Here is a 24528-nt window from a genome sequence, read left to right on the forward strand (position 1 = left end):
CAGGCCCTAATCCGCACGGATGGCCGCTGCCAGCGCTCCTGCCTCGGCGGCGCCCAGCTTCCGGGCGATATCGGCCTCGCTGATCATCCCGACGAGTGACCCGCCGTCCAGTACCGGGATCCGGCGGATGCGCTTGTCGGCCATCGCCGCCACGACGCTGCCCGCGTCGTCGTCGGCCATGGCCGTCACCGGCTTCCCGTTGAGCAGATCAGCGGCCCGCACGGCTGCCGGGTCATGCCCCGTGGCCACGCACCGCAGAACGATGTCCCGGTCGGTGAGCACACCGCGCAGCTTGCCGTCCGTATCCGTGATCGCCAGCGCGCCGATGCCCGCGTCCCGCATCCGCTTGGCCGCCACGTCCAGCGTCTCGTGCTCCGAGATGCTCTCCACACCCTTGTGCATGATCTCGCGTGCAGTAGCCATGGAAACTCCGTCCATCGCAGGTAAGCCCCCGCATAGACGCTAGGCGAGCCCACTCCGACCGGCGACCGGAGCGCCTCCCGACTCGCCCACCCGGCTGGCGCCCGGCCCGGCGCCCCGAAAAAGCCGCCGGACTCCGCCACATGGTGGCCCCCGGACCCCACCGATCCGGCCACCGCCCGCCCGACCACTGCGGCGATCTTCACCGGGCATGAGCCGCAACCCCCGCAACCACCCACAGCCACTCGCAGAACCCCGGCGAGAGCCGGACGAAGCCGGGACCCACCGACTCACGTGAGTCGATGGCCCATTGCGCGACGGTGAGCCGCCGTACCGGCGCTGACCTGCCGAAAGGTTTCCGCAGCAGCCGACGGAAACGGACGAGAAAAAGTGCCCCCAGCAGGACTCGAACCTGCGGCCAAGTGCTTAGAAGGCACCTGCTCTATCCACTGAGCTATGGGGGCCGGACCGTGGCCGTGGCTGTTTCCGCCCCTGGGTGGTTCCGTGACCTGGCCGGGGACAAGGATAGGGCGCGTCGGACCTTCTACCGGTTGCTTCACCTCCGTGACACGTTGTGGAGGTTCAGTGAAGCGGTCCGATAATCGCAGGCGGGTACGAATGCTGCACCGCTTTTTCCGCCTGAGTCGGCGGCTGTTGTGCACTCGTTATGCCTGAGTCTCATCGGGCTTGCTCGCCTCCGTATCGGTCCGTGCGGGCTGAAAAGGCGTGAACTGGGCGGTATACGCTTCAAAAATGCGCCAAAATGGTGCATTCTGCCACTGTGGCGATCTTGGACGTACGGCCCGATCTGCTGGACGCGCTGTCGGCGCTGCGCGACCGCGTCGATGTGGCGCGTTTTCCGTTCCCGCTTCCCGGAGCCGCGCGGGCCCGCCGCACCCGCCAGGAACTGCTCGCGCAGCTCGATGACTATCTGGTGCCCCGGCTGCGGACGCCCGAAGCGCCGTTGCTCGCCGTGGTCGGCGGATCGACCGGGGCCGGGAAGTCGACGCTGGTCAACTCGCTGGTGGGACGGCGGGTCAGTGAGGCGGGGGTGCTGCGGCCGACGACGCGGACGCCGGTGCTGGTGTGCCACCCCGCGGACCGGGCCTGGTTCGCCGATCCGCGGATCCTGCCGGGTCTTGCACGGGCCTGGGCCGGACCCGGCACACAGGACGACTACGGGTGCGCGGAGGACGAACTGCTGCGGCTGGAGACCGACGACGCGCTGCCCAGGGGGCTCGCGCTGCTCGACGCCCCGGACATCGACTCCCTGGTCACCCGCAACCGCGAGCTGGCCGCGGAGCTGATCTGCGCGGCCGACATCTGGATCCTGGTCACCACCGCGTCGCGATACGCGGACGCGCTGCCCTGGCACCTGCTGCGCACCGCCAAGGAGTACGACGTCACGCTCGCCACCGTCCTGGACCGGGTGCCGCACCAGATCGTCGAGGACGTCTCGCGGCACTACGCGGCGCTGCTGACCAAAGCCGGGCTCGGCGACGTGCCGCGCTTCACCGTTCCGGAGCTGCCCGAATCGGCGGGCGGCGGCGGGCTGCTGCCGCAGACCGCGGTCGCCGCGCTGCGCCAGTGGCTGACCCACCACGCCGAGGACCCGGCAGCCCGTCGGCAGGCGGCCCACAGGACCGTGGTCGGCGTCCTGGACTCGCTGCGTGCCAGGATGCCGGCGCTGGCCTCGGCCTCCGCCGTCCAGCACGCGGCGGCGGTGCGGCTGGCCCGTGGCGCGGAGGACGCGTACGCCGAGGCGGCCGTCCGGATCGACGACGCCGTCACGGCCGGGGTGCCGCTGGCCGGCGAGGCGCTGGCCCGCTGGCTGGAGTATCCACACTGCGGGCGCGAGGCGTTGCAGTCCGCGCTGGCCGAGGAGCTCGCGACGCTGCTGCGTACCGAGATCGACGCGGCCGATGAACGCACGGCCTCGGGGTGGCGGCGGGACCGCGCAGGGGCGGCGCTGCTCGCGGAGCCGGACGGGCGGCCGGACCGGGCGGCCACCGCGGACCGGATCGACGCGGGAGTCGCGCGCTGGCGCTGCGGCCTCACCGACCTCGCCTACGCCGAGGTGCGGGCCGCCCGTGACGTGGAACGTGCCGGCGCCGACCCGGAGGACGCGGCGGCGCTGCTGGCCACGGTCCTGCTCGGGGGCCGGCGCGGCAGCGCGGCGGGCGAACGGCTCGCTGAGACCGTCGGCGCCCAGGCCGCGCTGCGGATGCGCGACCGCGCGCGGGAGGAGCTGGAAGCCGGTGTGGCCGGTCTGCTGCGCGGCGAGTGCGAGCGGCGGCTCGCGCTCGTGGACAGCCTCGACGTGACCGCGCAGCAGCAGTCCTCATTGATCGCCGCACTGTCCCTACTGCAGAAGGAAAGGTGATCGCGGTGGCTTCCACGGCAGGCACCGGCATCAACTCCGGCCCCGGCGCCTGTACCGCCGCCGGCGCCCATCGGGCCCATCGCGCTCCGGACCCGCTCGCGGCGCGGGTCGACGCGTTGGGGGAGCTGCTCGGGCTGTCCCGTACGCGGGTCAGCCCGGCCGCGCTGGCCGAGACCGGGGCGCTGCTGGAGCGGGTCGGGGAGCGGCGCCGGCTGTCGCTCGACCACACGGTGGTCGCGCTGGCCGGTGCCACCGGGAGCGGCAAGTCGACGCTGTTCAACGCGCTCGCCGGGCTGGAGCTGTCGGCGACAAGCGTACGACGGCCGACGACGGCCGCACCGGTCGCCTGCGCCTGGGACCCCGAGGGCGCGGCCGGACTGCTCGACCGGCTCGGAATCGCCCCGCAGGATCGTTACGCCAGACGGAGTGTGCTGGACGGCGCCGACCGCGCCACCGCGGCGGACCAGCGGCTGGCCGGGCTCGTACTGCTGGATCTGCCGGACCACGACTCGGCCATGACGGGGCACCGGGACCAGGTGGACCGGCTGCTGCAGCTGGTGGATGTGGTGGTGTGGGTGCTCGACCCGGAGAAGTACGCGGACGCGGCGCTGCACGAACGCTATCTGCGGCCGCTCGCCGGGCATGCGGACGTCACACTGCTGGTGCTCAACCAGGTGGACCGGCTGCCCGGCGACGCCGCCGACCAGGTCCTCGACGACCTGCGGCGGCTGCTGGACGAGGACGGACTCGCGGTCGGCGAACACGGTGACGCCGGGGCGGTGGTGATCGCCGTCTCGGCGCTCAGCGGGGTGGGCGTGCCCGATCTGCGCGCCTGCCTCGGCCAGATCGTCGCCGAACGCGGCTCGGCGAACCGGCGGCTCGCGGCCGATGTGGACCGCACCGCCGGCCGTCTGCACTCGCTGTACGTGGGTGAGGGCGCGGTGGGGCTGACAGATCGGGCACGCGAGGAGTTCGTCGACCGGCTGGCGGACGCGGTGGGTGTCGCTGGCGCTGGACAGGCAGCGGAACGTCACTGGGCAGGGGCGGCCGAGACCTCCTGCGGCACGCCGTGGGGGCGGCTGACCGCCGAGCGCCAGGGCGGCGCGGACTTGGTGGCACGCGGGCCGGCCGTGCTCGCCGCGTCCCGCCCCGCGGTGGACGAAGCGGTACGTGCAGTCGCGGACGACGCGGCTCAGGGACTGCCCGCCCCCTGGGCGCAGGCGGTGCGCGACGCGGCGCGACGCGGCGGCGAGGGACTGCCGGCGGCGCTGGACGCGGCCGCCGCCCGGGCCGAGCCGGGGGAGCCGGAACGGCCCAGGTGGTGGTCGGTGGTGGGCGCGGTCCAGTGGCTGCTGATGGGCCTCGCGCTGTCCGGGGTGGTGTGCCTGGTGGCGGTCGCGGTGGACTCGCTCCACGCCTCGTGGTGGCTGCCGGTCATCCTGCTCGCGGTCGGGGCTCTCGGCGGCCCCGCGCTGGCCTGGGCCGGCCGGATCGCCGCGCGCGGTCCGGCCCGCCGGTACGGACAGGCGGCCGAGCGCCGGCTGCGGGCCGCCGCGGCGGACTGCGGACGGGCACGGGTGCTGGAACCGGTCGCGGCGGAGCTGTTGCGCTATCGCGAGGTGCGGGAGCAGTACGCGGTGGTGGCCGGGGGCTGAGATTTCACTCCCCCGGGTGACGGAGTTATACACAACCGGCCGGTAATCCACAGATTCCGGCCGGTTTTTCCATGATCCGTCCAACTCGTGCATGCTGTCCTCAGGGCATTCGGGAGTGGATTCTCGGCAGCGGGGAGTGGACGCATGAATGAGACTTTGGTGACGGTCGTGGGGAATGTCGCCACGCAGCCCGAATTCCGGGAGACCGCGACGGGAGTGCCGGTAATCCGGTTCCGGCTGGCGACGACGGCACGGCGCTGGGACGCGGAGCGCCGCGCCTGGACCGACGGCAGCACCAGCTTCTTCACGGTGCGGGCGTGGCGGACGCTGGCGGTCAATGTGCGGACATCCGTCCAGGTCGGCGAGCCGCTCGTTGTGCAGGGCCGGTTGAGGGTTCGCGAGGAGGAGCGCGACGGCCGGTGGTATGTCGCGGCGGACATCGACGGGGTGGCGATCGGACACGATTTGTCCTGGGGGACGGCTGCCTTCCGGCGAGTGTCCGTGGTCCGGCCGCAACTCCTTTCGCCGCAGTCGGCGGAGATGTCCTGAGAATCCCGGTTGAGCAGCTTTTCCGAGAGGGCGCTGCATCGACGACTTATCGACAATTTCGGGGTCATCCCTGAATTGTATAACGATTGTGATTCGAATCGGTTATGGAAGGGAATTGATGGTGGTCGCGATACGGCTGGTTCCTAGGATTCCTTCGGTACTGCGGGGGCCCGGATGCTCTCGGAGCTGCAGGCGAAGCCACCCACGACCCGGCTTCGCCCGAAGGGGAGTTCCATGTTCAAGATTCAGAGGCGAGGCGCCGCCCGTCTCGCCGCCGCGGGCCTGGTCACGGGTCTGCTCGCAGCCGGTGCGATATCCGGCGCGGGGACCGCCTCCGCAGACGGAGTCACGCCCGCTGCCTCCGGTGCCACCGCCGTGCTGGAGGGCCTGCAGGCGGACAAGTCCGATGCGGCCGTGATCAGCGATGGCGCTGCGAAGCGCCACGTCAGCGCCGGACTGTTCTCCATGGCCGTCGATGGTGGCGGCAGCATCCAGACGTACTGCATCGACATCGGGAACCACACGCGCCCCGAAGCGAAGTACCGCGAGGCGGGCTGGAGCGAGACCTCCCTGCAGAAGAACCCGCAGGCGAGCAAGATCAACTGGATCCTCCAGCACTCGTACCCGCAGGTGACCGACCTCGCGGCACTCGCCACCGCCTCCGGCTCCGGCCCGCTGACCGCGAAGACCGCTTCCGCGGGTACCCAGGTGGCCATCTGGCGCCTGTCGGACGGAGCCAAGGCCGAGGCCGTGGACAAATCCGCCGAGCAGCTGGCCGACTACCTCGCCGGTCCGGCCAACACGGGAGTCCAGGAGCCGAAGGCTTCGCTCACCCTGAGCCCGTCGGCGGTTTCCGGGAAGTCGGGCGGCAAGATCGGCCCGGTCACCGTTCACACCAGCGCCGACAGCGCGAACGTGAGCCTCGCGTCGGACGCCCCCGCCGGCGTCTCGGTCGTCGATGCGAAGGGCCAGAAGGTCACCAAGCCGGTCAAAAACGGTGACCAGCTGTTCTTCAACGTGCCTGCGGGCTCGGCCGACGGCAATACGGCACTGACCGTTGCCGCCGTGACCCAGGTCCCGGTCGGCCGCGCGTTCGTCGACATCAACGGCACGGACACCAGCCACAGTCAGACCCAGATCCTGGCGGGCTCCAGCGCGACGACGGTCTCCGCGACCGCCACCGCCAACTGGGCCAAGAAGGGCCCGATCCCGGCGCTCTCCGCCAAGGTCGACTGCGCCAAGAACGGCGTGGACGTCACCGCCAGCAACAAGGGCGACGAGGCATTCACCTTCGAGCTCGCGGGCAAGAAGTACACGATCGAGGCCGGCAAGTCGCAGACCGTCACCGTCCCGGTGAAGGAAGACCAGCGGTACGAGATCACCATCACCGGTCCGAAGGGCTTCTCCAAGACCTTCAAGGGCGTCCTGGACTGCAAGACGGCCGGTACCCCCACCCCCAGTCCCACCCCGACCAACCAGCCCAGCCCGGCCTCGGCCGGCACCACCACCGGCTCCACCGGTGGCGACCTCGCTCAGACGGGTAGCAGCAACGCCACCCCGATGATCGCGGGCATCGCCGTCGCGCTGGTCGCGGTCGGCGGCGGCGCGGTGTTCTTCCTCCGCCGGAAGAAGTCGGCCGCGGGTCAGTAATCGCAGGCTGAAGTGACGGGGGCGGGACTCATGGAGTCCCGCCCCCTGTTCGTTCCCGTGTCCGTTCCCGTGTCCGTTCCCGTGTCCGTCCCCGTGTCCGTCCCTCCGTTCGTTCCCGTGTGCCGGGAGATGGCCCCGGAGTCGATCACCGGGAGACGGGTCGCAGGTGGAAGGCGGTCTGACCTACCCGTTCGCCCGTCAGGGTGGACGTACGGCAAGATGGGGTGTATCTGCCCACTCTTCGATTGCCGGACGGTTTCTCTTGGCTGAGTTCATTTACACCATGCGCAAGGCCCGCAAGGCCCACGGCGACAAGGTGATCCTCGACGACGTCACACTGAGCTTCCTGCCCGGAGCGAAGATCGGCGTCGTCGGGCCGAACGGCGCCGGCAAGTCGACCGTCCTGAAGATCATGGCGGGGCTGGAGCAGACATCCAACGGTGACGCGTTCCTGTCGCCCGGTTTCTCGGTCGGCATGCTGATGCAGGAGCCGAAGCTGGACGAGTCGAAGACGGTGCTGGAGAACGTCCAGGACGGCGCCGCCGACACGATGGCGAAGCTCAAGCGGTTCAACGACATCGCCGAACTGATGGCGACGGACTACTCGGACGCGCTGCTCGACGAGATGGGCAAGCTGCAGGACGAGCTCGACCACGCGAACGGGTGGGACCTGGACGCGCAGCTGGAGCAGGCCATGGACGCGCTCGGCTGCCCCCCCGGGGAGTGGCCGGTCACCACGCTGTCCGGTGGCGAGAAGCGCCGGGTGGCGCTGTGCAAGCTGCTGCTGGAAGCCCCCGACCTGCTGCTGCTCGATGAGCCCACCAACCACCTGGACGCCGAATCGGTGAACTGGCTGGAGCAGCACCTGGCGAAGTACGCCGGCACCGTCGTCGCCGTCACTCACGACCGGTACTTCCTCAACAACGTCGCGCAGTGGATCCTCGAGCTCGACCGCGGCCGGGCGCACCCGTACGAGGGCAACTACTCCACGTACCTGGAGAAGAAGGCGTCCCGCCTGAAGGTCGAGGGGGCGAAGGACGTCAAGCGCGCCAAGCGCCTCAAGGAGGAGCTGGAGTGGGTCCGCTCCAACGCCAAGGGCCGGCAGGTCAAGTCCAAGGCGCGACTGGCCCGTTACGAGGAGATGGCGGCCGAGGCCGACAAGGTGCGGAAGCTGGACTTCGATGAGATCCAGATCCCGCCGGGCCCGCGTCTGGGTTCCATCGTCGTCGAGGTCGAGAACCTCTCCAAGGCGTTCGGCGACAAGGTCCTCATCGACGACCTGAGCTTCACGCTGCCGCGCAACGGCATCGTCGGCGTCATCGGCCCGAACGGCGCGGGCAAGACCACGCTGTTCAAGATGATCCAGGGCCTGGAGACACCGGACTCCGGCAAGATCAAGGTCGGCGAGACCGTCAAGATCTCGTACGTCGACCAGAGCCGCGCCAACATCGACCCCAAGAAGACGCTGTGGGCCGTCGTCTCCGACGAGCTGGACTACATCAACGTCGGCCAGGTCGAGATGCCGTCCCGCGCCTACGTCAGCGCCTTCGGCTTCAAGGGCCCGGACCAGCAGAAGCCGGCCGGCGTGCTGTCCGGTGGTGAGCGCAACCGGCTGAACCTGGCGCTGACGCTCAAGGAGGGCGGCAACCTGCTGCTCCTCGACGAGCCGACCAACGACCTCGACGTCGAGTCCCTGGGCTCGCTGGAGAACGCGCTGCTGGAGTTCCCGGGCGCGGCCGTGGTCATCTCCCACGACCGCTGGTTCCTGGACCGGGTCGCGACGCACATCCTCGCGTACGAGGGCGAGAGCCGCTGGTACTGGTTCGAGGGCAACTTCGAGTCGTACGAGAAGAACAAGATCGAGCGGCTCGGTGCCGACGCGGCCCGTCCGCACCGCGCCACGTACAAGAAGCTGACCCGCGGCTGATGGCCCGGCATATTTACAGCTGCCCGCTGCGCTGGTCGGACATGGATGCCTTCGGGCACGTCAACAACGTCGTCTTCCTGCGGTATCTGGAAGAGGCGCGCATCGACTTCATGTTCCGGCTGGCGCCGGGTGAGGGCAGCACGTCGTTCACGGGCGGGTCCGTCGTGGCCCGGCACGAGATCGACTATCTGCGGCCGCTGGTCCACCGGCACGCGCCGGTGACCATCGAGTCGTGGGTGACGAAGATAGGGGCGGCCTCGATGACCGTCGCGTACGAGATCAAGGACGAGGAGACCGTGTACGTACGGGCTTCCACGGTCGTGGTCCCGTACAACCTCGCGGAGGCGCGGCCGCGCCGGATCAGCGCGGAGGAGCGGTCCTTCCTGGAGGCGTACCGCGACGAGCTGCCGTCCGAGGCCGGGGTCCTGTCCGACGGGGCCGTCGCCGCATGACGCGGTTGCTCCTGGCCGGCACCGGGGAGGCGGCGGGACTCGCCGCCTTCCTGAGCCGGCTGATCCGCTGGGACAAGGCCGCCGTCGTCCGGCTGCGCTCCGAGCGGGGGGTGCTGGCGGTGTTCGGCCAGCCGCCCTTCGGCGGGGTGCTGGCCGTGCGCACGGCCGCGCTCCGCGAGATCCTCGACCTCGATGCCACGGTCTCGGCCGGGCAGCTGCTCGAGGGCATCGAGAAGGCCAGCGCCGAGGGCGGTATCGAGGACGGCGGCCTCGTCGTGGTGCCGCCGCCCGTCACCGGCCCGCCCTGGGCCGGGCTGCTGCCGCCACGCGGCGGCTGGCAGCGGATCGCCGACCTCGCGCCCCGGGACGTACGGGCCGCCGCCGAGCAGGTGGTGAGTGAATTCCGCACCCGCACCGAGGTGCTGGTGCCGGAACGGCGGACGCGGGCCGAGCTCGACGCCCTCGCGGAGGAGGTCTGGTCCCGGCCGTTCGGGGACACGGTGCTGCCGGTGCGGGCCGTTCACGCGGCACAGGCGCTGGGATTCCTGCGGGGCGGCGGCGATGAGCCGTTCGCCCTCCTGTCGGCCGGGGCGTGGCTGCGGCTGCGCACGCCGTACGGATCGGTCGCGGTACGGCGCTCGGCCCTCGGTTCCGGCCTGACGGTCACCCCCGCCTGACAGCTACTCCCGCTCGGCCCCCGCCCACAACCCTGGATCAGTCCTGCTCCGGCGTCGTCGGGCGGTCCGGCCAGACGCCGATGTGGTCGGTCTCCAGTTCCAGCAGGACCCGGTTCTCGATGGAGAGCGCCGCGGTGTAGTCGCGGGGGAGCTGCAGCCGCCCGGCGCGGTCGACGGTGGCGTACTCACGGGCGACGACGGACTCCTGGCCGTGTTCGTCGATCTCGGTGTGCCGGAGGACCTCGGAGGCGGTGCGGCCGTCGCGGATGGCGACGGTGCGGCGGACGGCGTCGGCCACGGCGTGGTCATGGGTGACGACTACGACGGTGGTGCCGAGCTCCTCGTTGGCGGTGCGGAACGCGGCGAAGACCTGCTCGCCGGTGGCGGAGTCGAGTTCACCGGTGGGTTCGTCGGCCAGCACCAGGGACGGGGAGTTGGCGAGGGCGACGGCGATGGCGGTGCGCTGCTGCTCGCCGCCGGACATCTGGCCGGGGTGGCGGTCATGGCAGTAGCCGACGCCGAGCATGGCGAGCAGTTCGGTGGCGCGGGCGGCGTGCAACCGCTTGGCCCGGAAGCCGTCCCGGCCGGACAACTGCATCGGCAGCACGACGTTCTGAGCAGCCGTCAGATACGGCAGGAGGTTGCGGGCGGTCTGCTGCCAGACGAAGCCGACGACCTCACGGCGGTAGCGCAGCCGCGACTTGGCGTCCATGTCGAGCAGGTCGTAGCCGCCGACGGAGGCCGCGCCCGCGGTCGGTACGTCGAGGCCGGCGAGGATGTTCAGGAGGGTGGACTTGCCGCTGCCCGAGGCGCCGACCAGGGCCATCAGCTCGCCCTTCGCGACGAGCAGGTCCAGCCCCTGCAGGGCCTGGACCTCGACGCCGTCGGCGGTGAAGATCCGCACCAGGCGGTCGCAGCTGATGAGCGCGTCCTGCCCGTAGGCGGGCCGGTCGCGGCGGACGGCCGCCAGCCGTTCCAGTTCGGCCAGGGTGGTAGTGGTGCCGGCGGTGCTGTCCGCGGTGGTCCCGGTCATGCGCGGTCTCCTACTCTCAAGTCCGTACTCTCACGCCGCCGTCCGGTCACCCAGACCTGCGCCAGCAGCACCGCGCAGGCCAGCACCAGCAGCCCGGCCGACGGCAGCGCCAGGGAGAGCGGGTCGACCCGCAGGCCGAGGCCGGCCGGTACGGTGGTGCTCGGATCGCTGCCGAACGCGAGCGCGGTGATGTCGACTCCCGGCCCGAGCAGCGGGATCGCCGCCAGGCCGACGAGCACGCCCCCGATGGCCGCCAGCAGTGCCTGCGGCAGCATTTCCAGGAAGAGCAGCCGCCGCGCGTCGCGCCGGCTCATACCCATGGTCCGCAGCCGGGCGAGCAGCGCGGTGCGCTGGGGGGCGGCCTGGAGCAGGGACAGCAGCAGCGCGAGCGCGCTGTAGCCGGCCCCGCCCGCGACCGCCGCCAGATAGATGCCCCGTGCGCCGGCCTGCAGCGGCGAGTCGGAGAGGGCGGCGCGCTGTTCGCCGAGGGTGGTCACGAACATATTGGTGCCGGCTGCGGTGACGGCGGCGCGCAGCGCCTTGCCGTCGATCGGGCCGTCGGCCGTGGCCAGGAGAACGGTCGGGCCGGTGTACTGGCTGTAGACCATGCCGGGGTGCCGCTTGGTGAGTTGGGCGGAGGAGACGATGACGAAGTCGGCGTTCGGCGCCGCAGGGGTGAGGTCGAGGACCGCGGCGGCCCGTACCTCCGTCGTTCCGATGGCGGGTTCCACGGTTCCCGTTCCGCCGGCGAGCTTCGCGGCGATGTCCGGTGAGACGACGGCGGGCATCGGGCCGTGGCCGTCGTCGTGCGCGAGCGCGTCGGCGGGGAAGCCGGGAAGCCCGATGGAACGGGTCAGCCGGGCGTAGGCGGCGGGGTCGACGCTGATCAGGCTGTAGGACATTCCGAAGCCGGTCGTGGCGGCGCTGGGCTCCACCCGGACGCCGTAGGTTCCGGCGACGCCGGGGACCTGCCGGACTTTCTCCGCGAGCTTCTCCGGCAGCACGAAGTTGGCGTCGATCCTGGCGTCCGCGCCGACGGCCGCCCGTGCCGCCTCGTCGCGGCCGTCCGCGACTCCGGCGAGTACGGATCCGCCGAAGGAGGCCACGGTGAGCGACATCAGCAGGGCGAGCAGCGGCAGTTGGGCGCTGGCAGGGGACCGGCCCGCGCGCGCCAGGCCGAGGTGGGTGACCGCGCCGGTCAGCCGGGCAGCGGGCCGGGCGAGCAGCCGCAGCGGCAGCGGGTACAGGCGCAGCAGGATCAGGGCGGCGGCGATGGCGACCAGTACCGGCGCGGACGCCAGGAACGGGTCGGCGCCGCTGATGGTGCCACGCCGCCGCAGAGCGACCACCGCGCCGATGACGAGGACGGTCACCGTGAGTTCGGCCACCGTACGGCGCCGGGAGGGCCGCGCGGCGGACACGTCCTCGCGTGCGGCCGGGCGCGGGCGGCGGTGGACGGCGATGGCCCGCAGTGGCAGCGCGAGCGAGGCCGCCGCGGCCACGGTGGCGCCGAGCAGCAGCGAGAGGAGGTACCGATCGGTCGGCAGGAGGACGAACGCGAGCACGATTCCGGCGATCGCGGCCGGTACGGCCGCCGCCGCCGTCTCGCCGAGCAGCCGGGCGCCCATACCGCGCAACGATCCGCCGCGAGCGCGCAGCAGGGTGAGTTCGCCGCGGCGGCGTTCGGCGGCGAGCCCGCCCGCCATGAGCAGGACGGCGAACGCGGTGGCGCCGACGCCGATCGCGGCGACCAGGACGAGGGGGAGCGCCGCCGTCCGGTCGCGGTCGTACATGGTGAGGAGCCGTCCGAGGCCGGTGGTGACGTGGACGAAACCGGCGGTCTCCTGGAGTTTGACGGAATCCGGTCCGGTGTCGAACGAGGCCAGCAGCTGCTGGAACGGCGCAACATCCCGAGGAGTGAGCCGGGACCCGTCGACGGGGTGGTGCCAGTAGAGCGTCGCGCCCCGGCTCAGGCTGAGCGTGGCGGATCCCGCCTCCGGGGCGATCAGCGCGGTGAAGTGCCAGTAGAACGTGGGCTCTTCGCCCATGGCCGGCGGCGGCGAGGCCAGCACCGGGGTGAGGAGGTCGGGATCCTCGTTCCAGTACGGGCTGCCCGGATCGTTCGGCGCGACGACGCCCGTCACATGGACGACGAGAGGCGGTCCCAGGGTGCTGAGGTGGATCTCGGATCCGGTCCGCAGGCCCATCACCTTGGCGGTCCGCTCGGTGATCGCGGCATCGACCCGGGTGACCTTGCCCGACGCGTCCGGGACCGCCGGCCCGCTCGGCAGGCTGCCGCTCAGCATCCGGGCATGCCGCTCCAGGCCCTGCTGCGCGACGAGGTCGGCTTTCGGGGGCAGCGTCTTGGTCGGCCGCGGCAGGCCCGGATCGAGCACCGCCGATTCGCCGCCGGTGCGGACGCCGAGCACGGACTGGCCGGGCACCAGACGCAGCGGCGGCCGGACGAGTTTCTGGAACGCTTCGTCGACGGAGGCGAGCGCCGCCGGGTTGAAGGGGACCTCGCCCGGCGCCATGTCCCGGAAGTCGCCGCTCGACGTGGTCTTGGTGAGGGTGAAGGTGCGGTCGCGCAGCTTCGACTCGGTGATCGAGTCGCGCAGGGCCTTGTTCTCGTAGCGGTCCACCGCACGCGGCAGCGCAGCGGCCAGGAAGGCGGTGACCAGGACGAGCAGGGCCATCGCGATCGCCGCGGCCGGTGCCGCGCGCAGCCGGACGCGTACCCAGGAGACGCCGCCCGGGCCGGACCCACCGGACGCGCCGGCCTTTCCAGGTGCGCGGGGTGCTCCCTGCGCGTCCGTTCTGCCGGGCTCGTCCGTCCCGTCGGGGAGATCCGCCGTCACGTCGGTCATGTCAGTCCTCCCCTTGGCTGCGCAGCGCGGTGACCGGATCGCCGCGCCGTACCGCCGTCAGCACGACCACCAGCAGCGGTACGACCAGCACCATGGCGATCAGCTGCACGAGCGGCGCCACAGGCAGGGTGACCAGCAGCTTCGGGACGGGCTGGGACGCCTGCGTCGTCAGCACGATCAGCGGTACCACCATCCGCGTCAGGAGAGCGCCGAGCGCCACCCCGACCACGAGAGCCAGCAACACCAGCAGTCCCTGTTCAGCGGCGAGCATCCGGGCGAGCTTGCGGCGCGGCGCTCCCAGGGCCCGCAGCACCGCGAACTCCCCGCTGCGTTCGCGGATGGCGCCGGCCGAGCTGACCGCGAAGCCCACCGCCGCCAGGACGGCCGCGGCGATCACGGCGGCCGGCAGCGCCGACTGCGGTCCCGCGCCGAGCGGGTCGGCGCGCAGCTCGCGGGCGGTCTCGTCGCGCACCAGCAGCGAGTCGATGTCGGCGCGGTCGCGCAGCGCGGCGGCGACCTGGGCGGTGGCGCCCGGCCGGGCCGACAGCCACCACTCCGAGGGCTCCATGGAACGGCCGTTCTTCCCGTCCAGCATCCGGTCCACCGCACGCAGGTCCAGCAGCAGCCCCCCACCGTCCGCAGGGGACGACGCGGCGTCCGCGGTGATGCCGGGCAGGGCGTGCACCACGCCGGTGATGTGCACGGCCGCCTCGGTGCCGTTCAGCTCGACCCGGACCTCGCTGCCCACCTCGCTGCCGGCGGCCCGCAGGAAGGCGTCGGTGGCGATCCCGGAGAGCACCGGGGCGTCCGGAACGGCGAGTTGCACGGTCAGCTGGGCGGCACCGGCGGACGGCTTCTCCGGGTCGGGGGCCATGGCGCCGGTCGCGTACGTCACGGTCAGCGGGGTGCCGGGTGCGGAGGTGGCCGGTCCGGGGGCCGGCAGGGTGTCGGTGCCGCTGCCGTAGGCGGCATCAACGTTCTGCAGCTGTGCCTTCGCGACCCACGACGAGCCGGTGGCCGCGACCACCGGGCGGACGGTGCCGTCCGCGGTGACGGCCTCCAGCGCTGAGACGTTGAGCCGGTGCTTCTCCACTTGTTCGGGGGTCTTGTAGTCGGCTTCGATACGGGTGAGCCGCAGGGGTCCTGCCGGTGACCCACCCGTATGGCCCGCTGCGTCGGCGAGGTCCAGGACCAGCTGATGCGGCTTTCCGTCGGCGGGGACATCGCCGAGCGAGAAGACATACGCGACGTCGTTGCCGTCCCTGACGGTCGCGGTGAGCGAGTCGACGACGTCGCTCGGCCGGTTCGCGTCGACCTGGGTGGTGAAGCGCAACTGCTGGGCGGCGGCGGGTATGCCGAAGCCGCCGGTGTCCCCGGCCCTGCCCTTCTCACCGGCCCGCAGCGGCCGCAGCAGCTCCGCCAGCGGACGGTCGGACAGGTCGTCGCGCATCCGCATCACCCCGCCGGCCTTCGCCGTGTCGATCACGAGGATGGTCGCAACGCGCTGCTGGGGCAGCGAGAGCTGGGCGCGCGCCGCGGGCGCGGCCGTGGCGACGCCCGGCACATGCTCGTAGATCCCGGCCTGTCCGAACGGCGGGGTGGTGGAGCCGGTCACCCGCAGGTCGGCGCCGACCGTGAAGTCGGCCTGGTCGCTCTGGGAACGGTCCCAGCTGGCGCCCTGCCCGATCGCGAAGATGCCCATCGCGACCGCCAGCACGAGCAGCAGCACAGCGCCTGCGCCGCGCCGCGGCCGGCGCGACAGCTGCCAGCCCGCGAGCGCCAGCGACAGCCCGCTGCCGCGCGCCGCCCTGCGCTCGCCGAGCCGTGCGGCCAGCGGCAGCAGCCGCAGCACCAGGACGGTGCCGGCCAGCAGACACAGCGCGGGCGCGGCGACCAGCACCGGGTCCACGCCGAGCGTGCCGCCGGTGTCGGAGCTCAGTACCCCGCTGCCCGAGGCGCGGCGGGACAGTTGCCAGTAGGCGATCCCGGCGAGCAGCAGCAGGCCGAGGTCGGCCCCGGCCTGTACCGCGCCGGGCAGCGCCCCGCGCCGGGCGCGCGCCGAGCGCTCCGCGACATACGTTCCCGGTCCGCGCAGGGCCGGCACGATCACGGCGAACGCGCAGGCCAGCGCGGTTCCGGCGGCCACCCACCAGGCGGAGGCGCCGATCGCGCCGCCGAGGTCGGTGCCGGACCTGGCCAGCGCGCCGTGCCCGGCCAGCAGCCGGATCACCGGCCCGGCGAGCAGTGGGGCGGCCAGTCCGGCGGGCACCGCGAGCAGCAGCGCCTCATTGGCGGCCAGCCGGGCGACGCGGCCCCGTGAACCGCCGCGGGCACGCAGCAGCGCGGTTTCGCCGGCCCGTTCCTCGGAGAGCAGTTGAGCGACGAGCAGCAGGGCGAAACCGGCCAGGATCAGCAGCTGCAGTGCGCCGATCAGCAGGGTCGAGCGGGTCACCAGGAGGGTGCGCTCCACCCCGGTGAGCAGGTCGGGCAGGTCGGAGGAGATCTGCACCCCGGAGTTCGCCGGGTCCCTGGAGACGGCGGTCATGCTCCGCTGCACGTCCTCCCGCACCCCGGGGATGCCGGCCACACCCAGGGTCCGGAAGTCGGCGGTGCTCTGCCAGGACATCTCCGCGGGGGCGAGGCGGCCGGAGCCGAAGACGCTCGGGTCGGCGAGCAGCGGCCCGTACGTTGTGAAGGACACGGTGCGGACGCCGTGGCCGCCCATCGGGTCGAGCTGCCAGTACGGGTCGCTCCGGTCGGCCGGCCGGTAGGTGCCGGTGACCTGGATGCGGAGCATCGGGCCGCCGAGCCGGCTGGTCAGGTCGATGATCGCGCCGGGGCGCACGCCGAGCGACCGTGCGACGTGCTCGGGGACCGCCACCGGCAGGGCGCCGCTGCCCTGGGTGACCGCGCCCGGCCAGCCGCCCTGGATCAGCGTCACATGGGCGCGGTCGAAGGTGGCCAGCAGCGTCAGATCGGGTTCGGCGTTCTTGCGGGTGGCCGAAGCGGCACCGCGCAGCGCGATCGGCAGCGCGTACGGCCCGGACCGGGTACTGGACCGCACCTGCGCGGGCAGTCCGTCGTACGCGCCGCCCAGGTTCTTGCGCACTCCCGTGTCCACGGTCCGCCAGGCGGCGGCCGTGACGGTCATCTGCGCGTTGATGGTGGTCTTCGCCGCGCACTGGTGCTCCAGTGTGCGGCGAAGACCGGCATCGCCGATGACTCCGGTGAACGCGGCGAGGGTGGCCAGCACGCTGGTGGTGAGAACCACGGTGAGCAGGGCGGCGGTCAGCAGCAGCCGGTGCGCGCGGACACGCATAAACACGAACCCCGTCACGCCATCCCCCGTTCGACCGCTGTTCGGATGCTCTCAAACAGTTCGGACGTGAGGAAGTGTCGAAGATTGTCGCAATAAGATCGTGACCCGATGTCCGGTGAACGGACCGAGTCGCAGAACGAGCACGGTGGAAGTCGAGTTCCCGCTCAGCTCGCGGTGTTCACCATCGACGCGGCGGCGTACACCAGGTAGTCCCACAACTGCCGCTCGTGCTCCGGGGCGAGCGCCAACGCGTCCACCGCGTCGCGCATATGGCGCAGCCACGCGTCGTGCGCGGCCTGGTCGACCTGGAAGGGCGCGTGCCGCATCCGCAGTCGCGGGTGGCCGCGGTTGTCGCTGTACGTGCGCGGGCCGCCCCAGTACTGCATGAGGAAGAGCGTCAGCCGCTCCTCGGCCGGGCCGAGATCCTGCTCCGGGTACATCGCCCGCAGCTCCGGGTCGGCCGCGACGCCCTCGTAGAAGCGGTGGACCAGGCGGCGAAAGGTCTCCTCGCCGCCGACGGCGTCGAAGAACGTCTGCTGGGGCGCCGTGTCCTGCGGGGTCTCGTTCACCCTCCCATGGTCGCAGACGACAGGGCGGAGGACCGGAGACGTAGGACCCGGCCCGGGATCCCGGCCGTGAAGCATCGCGGATCGGGCCCGGCCGCAGCACAGTGGAGCTATGGCGGACGCGGATCGCACGGATCAGCACACCGCGGCGGCGGGCGCGCTGCGCACCGCGCTGGTGCGGCGGATCGTCGCGGCCGGCGGGCTGGCGGACCGCGAATGGCGGGCGGCGTTCGAGGAGGTGCCGCGCCATCTGTTCGTCCCCGAGTACTACCGTCCGCAGCACGGTGGCGGATACGAACGGCTCTCCGCGGACGACTCCGATCCGCTCGGACGCGCCCGCTGGCTGACGGGCGCCTACGAGGACGAGCCGCTGGTCACGCATGTACGGAACGGGCGGCTGATCTCCTCCAGCAGCCAGCCGTCGCTGATGGCCTCGATGGCCGAGGCACTGGAGGTACGGAAGGGGCGCACGGTGCTGGAGATCGGTGCCGGCACCGGCTACAACGCGGCGCTGCTCGCCCACCGCCTCGGCGGTGACGCGGTCACCACCGTCGACCTCGACTCCGAGATCACCGACGCGGCCCGCGCCCACCTCGCGGCCGCGGGCGGCGGCGCGCTCACCGTCATCACCGGCGACGGAGCGCTCGGCCATCCCGGACGCGCCCCGTACGACCGGATCGTCGCGACCTGTGAACTGCCGTCCGTGCCGGCCGCGTGGCTGCGGCAGTGCCGCCCCGGCGGCCGGATTCTCGCGCCGTTCGCGGGCGGCCTGATCCATCTGACCGTCACAGGACCCGACCGGGCCGAGGGCCATTTTCTGCACACCCCCGCCTACTTCGTCTCGCTGCGCGGGCCGGCCGCCGCCACCGACCGGCCGGATTCGGGAGCGGCCGGGCCGCCGGCCGGTGCGGAGGAGCGGATCCGTACGTCCAGGACACCGCCGCGCGTCCTGGAGGACGATCTCTTCCGCTTTCTGCTGACCCTGCAGGCGGGCGAGTTGGAGGTCCGCTGGGCCTCCGCCGACCGTGGTGTGGCCATCACCGCCCCGGACGGCTCCAGTGCCCGCGCCGACCGCGACGGTACGGTCCTGCTGGCCGGCCCCCGCGACCTGTGGGCGATCGCGGAGTGCGCCCACGACCTGTGGCGGCGCGCGTCCCGCCCGCCCCGCGACCGCTTCGGCCTCTCCGTCGAGGGAGCCCGCCAGTGGACCTGGCTGGACGCCCCGGACGGGCCGCACGTCTGGGAGGTCCCCGCCGCCTGACCGCCGCCCGGCACGGGGCCCGGCACGGGGAAGGCCCCGCACCCCGCTGGTTCGCGGGATACGGGGCCTTCCTGATGTGCTGGTGTTGCTGCTGTCCGGTGCTCCGGTCTCAGCTGTAGTAGCCGAAGACGTCGGCGATCACCTGGACGTTGTTGGCGTGGTTCCAGAAGCTGATCTTGCCGTTGACGACGGGAACGGTGACCAGGTTGGGGATGGTCTGACCCATGCGCCAGTTGATGTTGGAGGCGTTGGGCCGGGTGGTCCCATTGGGCCACACGGTGAGGAAGCCGTCACCGGTGCCGCCGGTGACCGTGACGTTCAGGACCACGGCCTTGGCGTTGGCCAGCACGTTGCCGTCGTTCAGGTCCAGCGTCAGCGTGCCGTCGGGGCCCAGCGGGCCGCCGTTGCCGGTGGTGCCGATGCCCGAGCGGGTGTCGAGCAGCCGGGTCGGTCCCGCCGTGTGGAACTTGGTGCCGGTGGCGGAGCTGGAGAAGTAGCCGAAGACATCGGCGACCAGGTGGGTCGTGCCGCCGCTGACGTTGGCGAGGTCCACCGTGCCGTCGGCGCCGACCGGGACGATCACCGAGTTGGCGATGGTCTGGCCCTTGACCCAGTTGAGGTTCGAGGACGTCGGCGCGGCGGTGCCGTGCGGATAGGCGGTGAGGTGGCCCGACAGCGTCGGCCCGGTGACCGTCACATTGAGCACCACGGCGGTGACGCCGGTGGCCGGCACACCCTGCTGGCCCGCGACCTTGACGTTCACGGTGCCGTTGGGGGCGACAGGGGTCTTTGTGGGGACGCCGGTGGCGTACCGGGTGTCCAGCAGACGGGCCGGGCCCGCCGAGGTGAACGTCGAACCGGACGGGGCGGTGGAGTAGTAGCCGAAGACATCGGCGATCAGGTGGGCGGTGCCGGTGCTGACGTTGGCCAGGTCGACCAAGCCGTTGGCGCCGACCGGGACGGTCACCAGGTTGGGAACGGAGTCGCCCTTCGCCCAGTTGAGGTTGGACGAGCTCGGCTGGGTGGTCTTGTCGGGCCAAGCGGTCAGGTGGCCGGGCTGCGTCGGCTCGGTGACCGTGACATTGAGGACCACGGCGGTGACGCCGGCGGCCGGAGCGCCGGGGACCTTCATGACATCGACGGGCACCGTGCCGTTGGGGGCGACGGGGGTCGTTCCGGCGCGGCCGATCGCGTACCGGGTGTCCAGCACACGGGTCGGGCCCGCGGTGGTGAAGGTGCCGGCCGGCTTCTCCGGCAGGCCCTTGCACAGGGCGGTGGCGATGGTGCGCCCGTTGGGCGAACCGAGGCCGGTGGCGAGGTCGTAGCCCGACCCGGCCTGGTAGAGGCCGCTGACGTTGCCGGAGATCGTGAGGTTGTTGTTGCCGCTGGTGACGTCACGGAAGGACGCCGAAGGCAGCTTGTACAGCGCCGGGTTCACGTATCCGACCGGGCCGTCGGCCGCGCACGACAGATCGAGGTCCGCCTGGGCGATCAGCGCGGCCCAGGTCGGCGCGGAGCCGCTGGTGCCGCCGAACCGGTGCCACTGCTCATAGCCCTGGGCGTCACGGCCGTAGGCGATGAGATATCCGGTGCTCGGGTCGCCGAGGGCCGCCACGTCCGGGACCTGACGGCAGGTCTCGCCGGTGGCCGCGGAGCAGTTGTTGGCGTAGCCGGGACCGGTGAAGCCCTTCTGCGGGTTCTCCGCGTCGGTGAGCTTCCACTTGGAGATACCGCCGCCGGTGGCGCCGGAGTCGTGGTTCCAGGTCGTCTCGTACGAGCCGCCGGAGCCCGACATCGTGGTGCCGCCGACGCTGAGAACGTACGGCTGGCCGGCCGGGTCGTCCGTGTTCAGCACCGTGCTGTTGGGGGAGCCGCTCGCGTGGTAGCAGTCGGTGGAACCGCTGTCGCCCGAGGCCGCCACGACGGTCTGGCCCTGGGCCGCCGCCATCTTGAAGAGCAAGCTCTCGGAGTTCACGACATCGCTGGGGATGTTGGCCTCGCAGGCACCCCAGCTGGTGGAGATGACCTGGGCACGGTTCTCCGTGATGATCTTCGTGTAGGTGTCGATCACCGGGGTCCAGCTGTTGGCGTCGGAACCCTGGTACACCAGGATCGAGGCCTCGGGCACCAGACCGATGATGTCCTCGATGTCGAGGACGGACTCGCCGCCGACACCCGTGTTGGCGTCAGCGGGCTGCGAGGGACCGCCGTTGACCCTGATGGGGGTGACCGAGGTGCTCGTGCCGTAGCACGCCTGGTACTCGGTGACGTCCTTCGGGTCGTAGTTCTCCAGCTCGAAGAGCGCGACCGTGACACCCGTGGTGGGGATCGGCCGGTTCGTCATGCCGTACGCGCCGGCCAGCGAGCCCGCGCTCCAGTACTGGCTGGTGTCGTACCAGCCGATGCCGCTGGCGCCGTTGACGATGCCGCTGCACAGCTGCGGCGTGCGGCCGGCGGCGTGCGGCGTGACCGTGCTGCTGCCCGTGGCCGCCTTCGCGGTGACGGTCTCCTTGCTCTTCACGTGGTGCGGGTGAACTGCGCCGAGGGTGTTCAGCCCCACCACGCCGGTGATCGCCGAGGCGATGTCGCCGCGCACCGCGGGTGCGGCGGTGTTCGTCAGTCCCGCGGTGCCGTCCGGCAGCCGGTAGCCGGAGAAACCGGTCTTGAAGGCCTGGGCGGCGCCGCCCACGGTGGTGTGCACCGGGATGCTGAAGCCGTCGGAGGAGACCTCGCCCGGGGTGAGGCCCTGCGCCGTGAGAGAGGCGCGCACCAGGTCGACGGTCGCCTTGGTCGGCCCGAAGGCCGGACCGAACTCGCCCGTCTTGAGGTAGTGGTGGTACTGCGGGGAGGCGGGGTTGGACACCGCCGCGATGAAGCTCTGCAGTCCGGCGGGGTCACGCGGGCTGAGCATCACGCTCAGATCCAGCCCGGCGTCGTCGCCCGGGTTGGCGGTACGGACGGCCCCGTGCGGAACGACCGGGGTGGACCCGATCCGCTTCGTCGCGGGTACCGGGGTGGTGTCGGCCAGTGCGGCGGGCGCCGCGGCGGCGATCATCGCCACCGCGGTGGCCGTCACCATGCCTATGCGAAATACCTTTTCACGGGCGATAATGCCCATGCGTCAACTCCCTCAAGATCCGCGTGATACGGCCGTGCGGCCACGGTGAAACCGCGAGAGGGCGCCCCGTTGCCGCGACGTGCGCGGCGGACGGCGGCGAAGAAGTGTTGGTCCCCCCTGGCACGGGTAGAGCCCGTGCCGGACCTGCGAATGCCCCCCCGGCGGATCACCGGGCGAAAGGTGACCGAACCCCTTCGCCGGAAATGAACAGCCAGCAACGCTTTGTATCAGCTGTACAGCCCAGGACCTCGGTCAGGTGTACGGTTTTTGCCCATCCTTGGTAAACCTGGGGCTGGAGGGGCGGCCGGAGGGGGGCTGGAGGGACGGTCAGTCCCGCTTGACCGTGATCGTCGTCCAGGCGCCGACATGGACCCGGTCGCCGTCCTTCAACGGCACCGGCAGGTACGGCTGGATGGGGTCGGCGGCGCCGTTGACCGTGGTGCCGTTCGTCGAGTCCTGGTCCACCACGGACCAGCCGCCGTCGGGCTGCTGGACCAGGACCGCGTGCTTGTGCGAGACACCCGGGTCCTCGGGAGCGCGCGACAGGTCGATGTCCGGAGCCTCGCCGGTGCTGTGCCGGCGGCGGCCGATGGTGATCTGATTGCCGGTCATCGGAAGGCGCAGTTCGGGGGAGTACGAGGGGAAGTACAGGCCGGTGGCGTCGGGGCCGCTCCGGGCCATCATCGCGGTGAAGTAGTCACGGTCGGCGGCGATGACAGCGGTCCACACCGCCACCTCGGGCGCGGCCGGGGCGGCGGAGGCCCCGGCCTCCGGCGTAGCACCGGCCTCCGCCCGGGGAGCGCCCGCCGGAGTGGAGGGAACGCTCGGCGGGGTGAGCAGGAAGTCCCCCGAGCCGCCCGAGGTGACCGCGTCGGGAGCCAGCGGCTCGGCCGCGCGGTTCATCTGGGACGGGCGGGAGCGCTGCGACTCGTAGCGCTGGTAGGGCGGGAACCCCGGTGAGAGAGGGGAGGCGGCCGGCGACGGCGAGACGAAGGTGGTGGGAGTGTGGGTCTGGAAGTTGTAGCGGCACTCCTCGCAGAACAGCGCCGAGCCCTCCCGAAGGGTGCCGCAGCTCGGGCACGGTTCGGCCGCCGCGGTGGCGTCCGGGTCGTAGCCCGCTGCCATCGGGGCCGGGCCGGAGCCCGCGGAGGGGGACGACACGGCGGGTGCGGACATGCGGTGACCGCACACCTCGCACCAGTCGTCGGTTCCCGACTGGTGACCGTTCGGACAAGTCGACATACGGCTGGCTCCCCCTCCGCCCTTCGAGCGCGGTTACTTCTTGACGCGAACGGTCTTCGTCGACCGGGTCTCCAAGGTCATCTCGTCGGCGTCCGCGACCCGCGCCTTCAGCCGCACAGTACCGCTCGGAGCGTCGACCACGTCGACGACTTTGGCCAGCAGCTTCGCGGTGTCGTCGTTGCCCGAGGCGCTCGCCAGCTGCACCGCGCGGCCCAGCTTCGCGGTCGCCCCGTCGATGTCCCCCGACTTGCGCGCCTCCAGCCCCTGCTGGATGACGGAGGCCAGTTCGGCCTGGCCGGTGTAGTGCGCGACCTGCGGGTTGATCCGGGTCGAGGCGGCCATGTCGTCGGTCCACACGGCTCGCACCAAACCCTGCGAGAGTACCTGCGAGGTGCCGTCCGGCTGTGGCAGTACCAGCGAGAGGCGGGCGGCGAGCATCTCCTGGCCGACACCGGCGTTCGGGACCTGGACGCACACGTGGTAGTCGCGGGACTCGTCGCCCCAGGAGCCGGTCGGGTAGTCGCCGGCCCGCGGACCGGCCTCGGTACGGCGCGCGGTCAGGTCCTCGACCGTCGGCGCGACCTGCTTCACGAACTTGATCTCGGAGCCCTGCGGGGTCCACAGCCGCAGGCCGACATCCGCGACCTCCTTGCCCATCGCGGTCTCCATCATCCGCTGGAAGTCCGCCTTCAGCCCTGCCGGGTCGGCGACGATGTCGACGGAGCCGAGCATCGCGGACGCGATCCCGGTCAGCTCCTTGACCTCCCAGTCGGTCCCCACGCCCCGCGCGTCACAGGTGAAGCGGCCGGCGCAGGCGTCGAGGGTGGCCCGCAGATCCTCCGGCTTCTCGTGCTCGTTGCGGCCGTCGGTCAGCAGGATGCCGTGCCGTATCGACACATCGGCGGTGGCCAGCAGCCGGTCGGCGAGCCGCAGCCAGGTGCCGATCGCGGTGCCGCCGCCCGCGGTGAGCTTGCGCAGCGCCTGCTTGGCCTGGCCGCGGGTCTGGGCATCGGCCACCGCGAGACCGCCGTTGGCGGGATAGACCTCGCGGGCCTGATGGGTGCCGCCGACCACCGCGAAGGCCACACCGTCGCGGATCGTGTCGATCGCGGCGGCGGTCGCGTCGCGCGCGTTGCGCATCTTCGTCGGCGGGTAGTCCATCGAACCCGAGCAGTCCACCATGATCACCACGGCGCCGCCGGGGCCGCCGTCCGACACGTACGCGGGCGCCGACAGGGGGAGTCCGCCGGAGGTGCCGCCGCCGGTCGACGTCACCGTCACGATGGCGTTGACCTCGCGGCCGCCCTCGGGCAGGTACTCGTTCTGATAGATGTCGACGGAGAACTGCGGCACGTTCGACTTGGAGAAATTGGCCATCGCTTGAGCTCCTAGCGCTCCTCAGTCCACCA

16 protein-coding genes and 1 tRNA gene are annotated in these 24528 nt (G+C 71.8%); 8 read left to right on the top strand and 9 right to left on the bottom strand.

All coding sequences use genetic code 11. The features are described 5' to 3' along the window. Window positions 1–6: 6 nt before the first annotated feature. Together QMK24_RS00575 and QMK24_RS00580 are read right to left on the bottom strand one after the other, a co-directional pair. Window positions 7–423 (bottom strand): CBS domain-containing protein, encoded by a 417-nt coding sequence (locus tag QMK24_RS00575; protein WP_283463005.1) that lies wholly within the window; start codon window positions 421–423, stop codon window positions 7–9. Between the two features lie 388 nt (window positions 424–811). Continuing rightward, window positions 812–884 (bottom strand) — tRNA-Arg (locus QMK24_RS00580). A 326-nt stretch (window positions 885–1210) separates the two neighbouring features. Here QMK24_RS00580 and QMK24_RS00585 point away from each other — a divergent pair. The 7 genes from QMK24_RS00585 (at window position 1211) to QMK24_RS00615 (ending at window position 9713) form a co-directional block, all read left to right on the top strand. Continuing rightward, complete coding sequence (locus tag QMK24_RS00585; protein WP_283463125.1) at window positions 1211–2803, top strand: ATP-binding protein; 1593 nt, start codon at window positions 1211–1213, stop codon at window positions 2801–2803. Between the two features lie 5 nt (window positions 2804–2808). Further along, complete coding sequence (locus tag QMK24_RS00590; protein WP_283463006.1) at window positions 2809–4458, top strand: GTPase; 1650 nt, start codon at window positions 2809–2811, stop codon at window positions 4456–4458. Window positions 4459–4602: 144 nt separating this feature from the next. Beyond that, complete coding sequence (locus QMK24_RS00595; protein WP_283463007.1) at window positions 4603–5007, top strand: single-stranded DNA-binding protein; 405 nt, start codon at window positions 4603–4605, stop codon at window positions 5005–5007. A gap of 234 nt (window positions 5008–5241) precedes the next feature. Then, window positions 5242–6657, top strand: a complete 1416-nt coding sequence (locus tag QMK24_RS00600; RefSeq protein ID WP_283463008.1) for a Cys-Gln thioester bond-forming surface protein — start codon at window positions 5242–5244, stop codon at window positions 6655–6657. A 262-nt stretch (window positions 6658–6919) separates the two neighbouring features. After that, complete coding sequence (gene ettA / locus QMK24_RS00605) at window positions 6920–8584, top strand: energy-dependent translational throttle protein EttA (protein ID WP_283463009.1); 1665 nt, start codon at window positions 6920–6922, stop codon at window positions 8582–8584. Beyond that, a complete protein-coding gene (locus tag QMK24_RS00610) occupies window positions 8584–9036 on the top strand; it encodes an acyl-CoA thioesterase (RefSeq protein WP_283463010.1) in 453 nt (150 codons plus the stop codon). The genes ettA and QMK24_RS00610 overlap by 1 nt, the downstream gene beginning before the upstream one ends. Beyond that, a complete protein-coding gene (locus QMK24_RS00615; protein WP_283463011.1) occupies window positions 9033–9713 on the top strand; it encodes a DUF8185 domain-containing protein in 681 nt (226 codons plus the stop codon). Before QMK24_RS00610 ends, QMK24_RS00615 begins: the two co-directional genes overlap by 4 nt. Window positions 9714–9750: 37 nt before the next feature. On the opposite strand, the gene QMK24_RS00620 is transcribed toward QMK24_RS00615, so the two are convergent. The 4 genes from QMK24_RS00620 to QMK24_RS00635 all read right to left on the bottom strand — a co-directional run bounded on the left by QMK24_RS00620 (window position 9751) and on the right by QMK24_RS00635 (window position 17501). Next, window positions 9751–10746: an ABC transporter ATP-binding protein gene (locus QMK24_RS00620; protein ID WP_283463012.1), complete on the bottom strand. Its 996-nt coding sequence runs from the start codon at window positions 10744–10746 to the stop codon at window positions 9751–9753. After that, window positions 10743–13613 (bottom strand): FtsX-like permease family protein, encoded by a 2871-nt coding sequence (locus tag QMK24_RS00625; protein WP_283463013.1) that lies wholly within the window; start codon window positions 13611–13613, stop codon window positions 10743–10745. The genes QMK24_RS00620 and QMK24_RS00625 overlap by 4 nt, the downstream gene beginning before the upstream one ends. Window position 13614: 1 nt before the next feature. Then, window positions 13615–16950 (bottom strand): FtsX-like permease family protein, encoded by a 3336-nt coding sequence (locus tag QMK24_RS00630; protein WP_283463014.1) that lies wholly within the window; start codon window positions 16948–16950, stop codon window positions 13615–13617. A 146-nt stretch (window positions 16951–17096) separates the two neighbouring features. After that, the gene (locus QMK24_RS00635; RefSeq protein WP_283463015.1) at window positions 17097–17501 is read right to left on the bottom strand and encodes a globin; all 405 of its coding nucleotides are present in this window, start codon (window positions 17499–17501) and stop codon (window positions 17097–17099) included. A gap of 109 nt (window positions 17502–17610) precedes the next feature. Between QMK24_RS00635 and QMK24_RS00640 the strand changes: the two genes are divergently transcribed. Continuing rightward, window positions 17611–18759, top strand: a complete 1149-nt coding sequence (locus tag QMK24_RS00640; protein ID WP_283463016.1) for a methyltransferase domain-containing protein — start codon at window positions 17611–17613, stop codon at window positions 18757–18759. 109 nt (window positions 18760–18868) lie between these two features. Here the strand turns inward: QMK24_RS00640 and QMK24_RS00645 are convergent, their stop codons facing one another. From QMK24_RS00645 to QMK24_RS00655, 3 genes are all read right to left on the bottom strand, one after another. Next, the gene (locus QMK24_RS00645; RefSeq protein ID WP_283463017.1) at window positions 18869–21877 is read right to left on the bottom strand and encodes a S53 family peptidase; all 3009 of its coding nucleotides are present in this window, start codon (window positions 21875–21877) and stop codon (window positions 18869–18871) included. A 327-nt stretch (window positions 21878–22204) separates the two neighbouring features. Then, complete coding sequence (locus tag QMK24_RS00650; protein WP_502962466.1) at window positions 22205–23053, bottom strand: FHA domain-containing protein; 849 nt, start codon at window positions 23051–23053, stop codon at window positions 22205–22207. 99 nt (window positions 23054–23152) lie between these two features. Continuing rightward, window positions 23153–24496 (bottom strand): vWA domain-containing protein, encoded by a 1344-nt coding sequence (locus QMK24_RS00655; RefSeq protein ID WP_283463019.1) that lies wholly within the window; start codon window positions 24494–24496, stop codon window positions 23153–23155. Window positions 24497–24528: the final 32 nt, after the last annotated feature.

The sequence above is a fragment of the Streptomyces sp. PH10-H1 genome (assembly GCF_030063355.1).
In the GTDB taxonomy this organism is placed as follows: domain Bacteria; phylum Actinomycetota; class Actinomycetes; order Streptomycetales; family Streptomycetaceae; genus Actinacidiphila.

Coding starts and splice junctions, on each gene's coding strand:
- QMK24_RS00615 (WP_283463011.1), top strand. CDS start 9,033: ATGACGCGGTTGCTCCTGGCCGGCACCGGGGAGGCGGCGGGACTCGCC.
- QMK24_RS00655 (WP_283463019.1), bottom strand. CDS start 24,496: ATGGCCAATTTCTCCAAGTCGAACGTGCCGCAGTTCTCCGTCGACATC.
- QMK24_RS00600 (WP_283463008.1), top strand. CDS start 5,242: ATGTTCAAGATTCAGAGGCGAGGCGCCGCCCGTCTCGCCGCCGCGGGC.
- QMK24_RS00610 (WP_283463010.1), top strand. CDS start 8,584: ATGGCCCGGCATATTTACAGCTGCCCGCTGCGCTGGTCGGACATGGAT.
- QMK24_RS00625 (WP_283463013.1), bottom strand. CDS start 13,613: ATGACCGACGTGACGGCGGATCTCCCCGACGGGACGGACGAGCCCGGC.
- QMK24_RS00645 (WP_283463017.1), bottom strand. CDS start 21,877: ATGGGCATTATCGCCCGTGAAAAGGTATTTCGCATAGGCATGGTGACG.
- QMK24_RS00575 (WP_283463005.1), bottom strand. CDS start 423: ATGGCTACTGCACGCGAGATCATGCACAAGGGTGTGGAGAGCATCTCG.
- QMK24_RS00595 (WP_283463007.1), top strand. CDS start 4,603: ATGAATGAGACTTTGGTGACGGTCGTGGGGAATGTCGCCACGCAGCCC.
- QMK24_RS00650 (WP_502962466.1), bottom strand. CDS start 23,053: ATGTCCGCACCCGCCGTGTCGTCCCCCTCCGCGGGCTCCGGCCCGGCC.
- QMK24_RS00620 (WP_283463012.1), bottom strand. CDS start 10,746: ATGACCGGGACCACCGCGGACAGCACCGCCGGCACCACTACCACCCTG.
- QMK24_RS00640 (WP_283463016.1), top strand. CDS start 17,611: ATGGCGGACGCGGATCGCACGGATCAGCACACCGCGGCGGCGGGCGCG.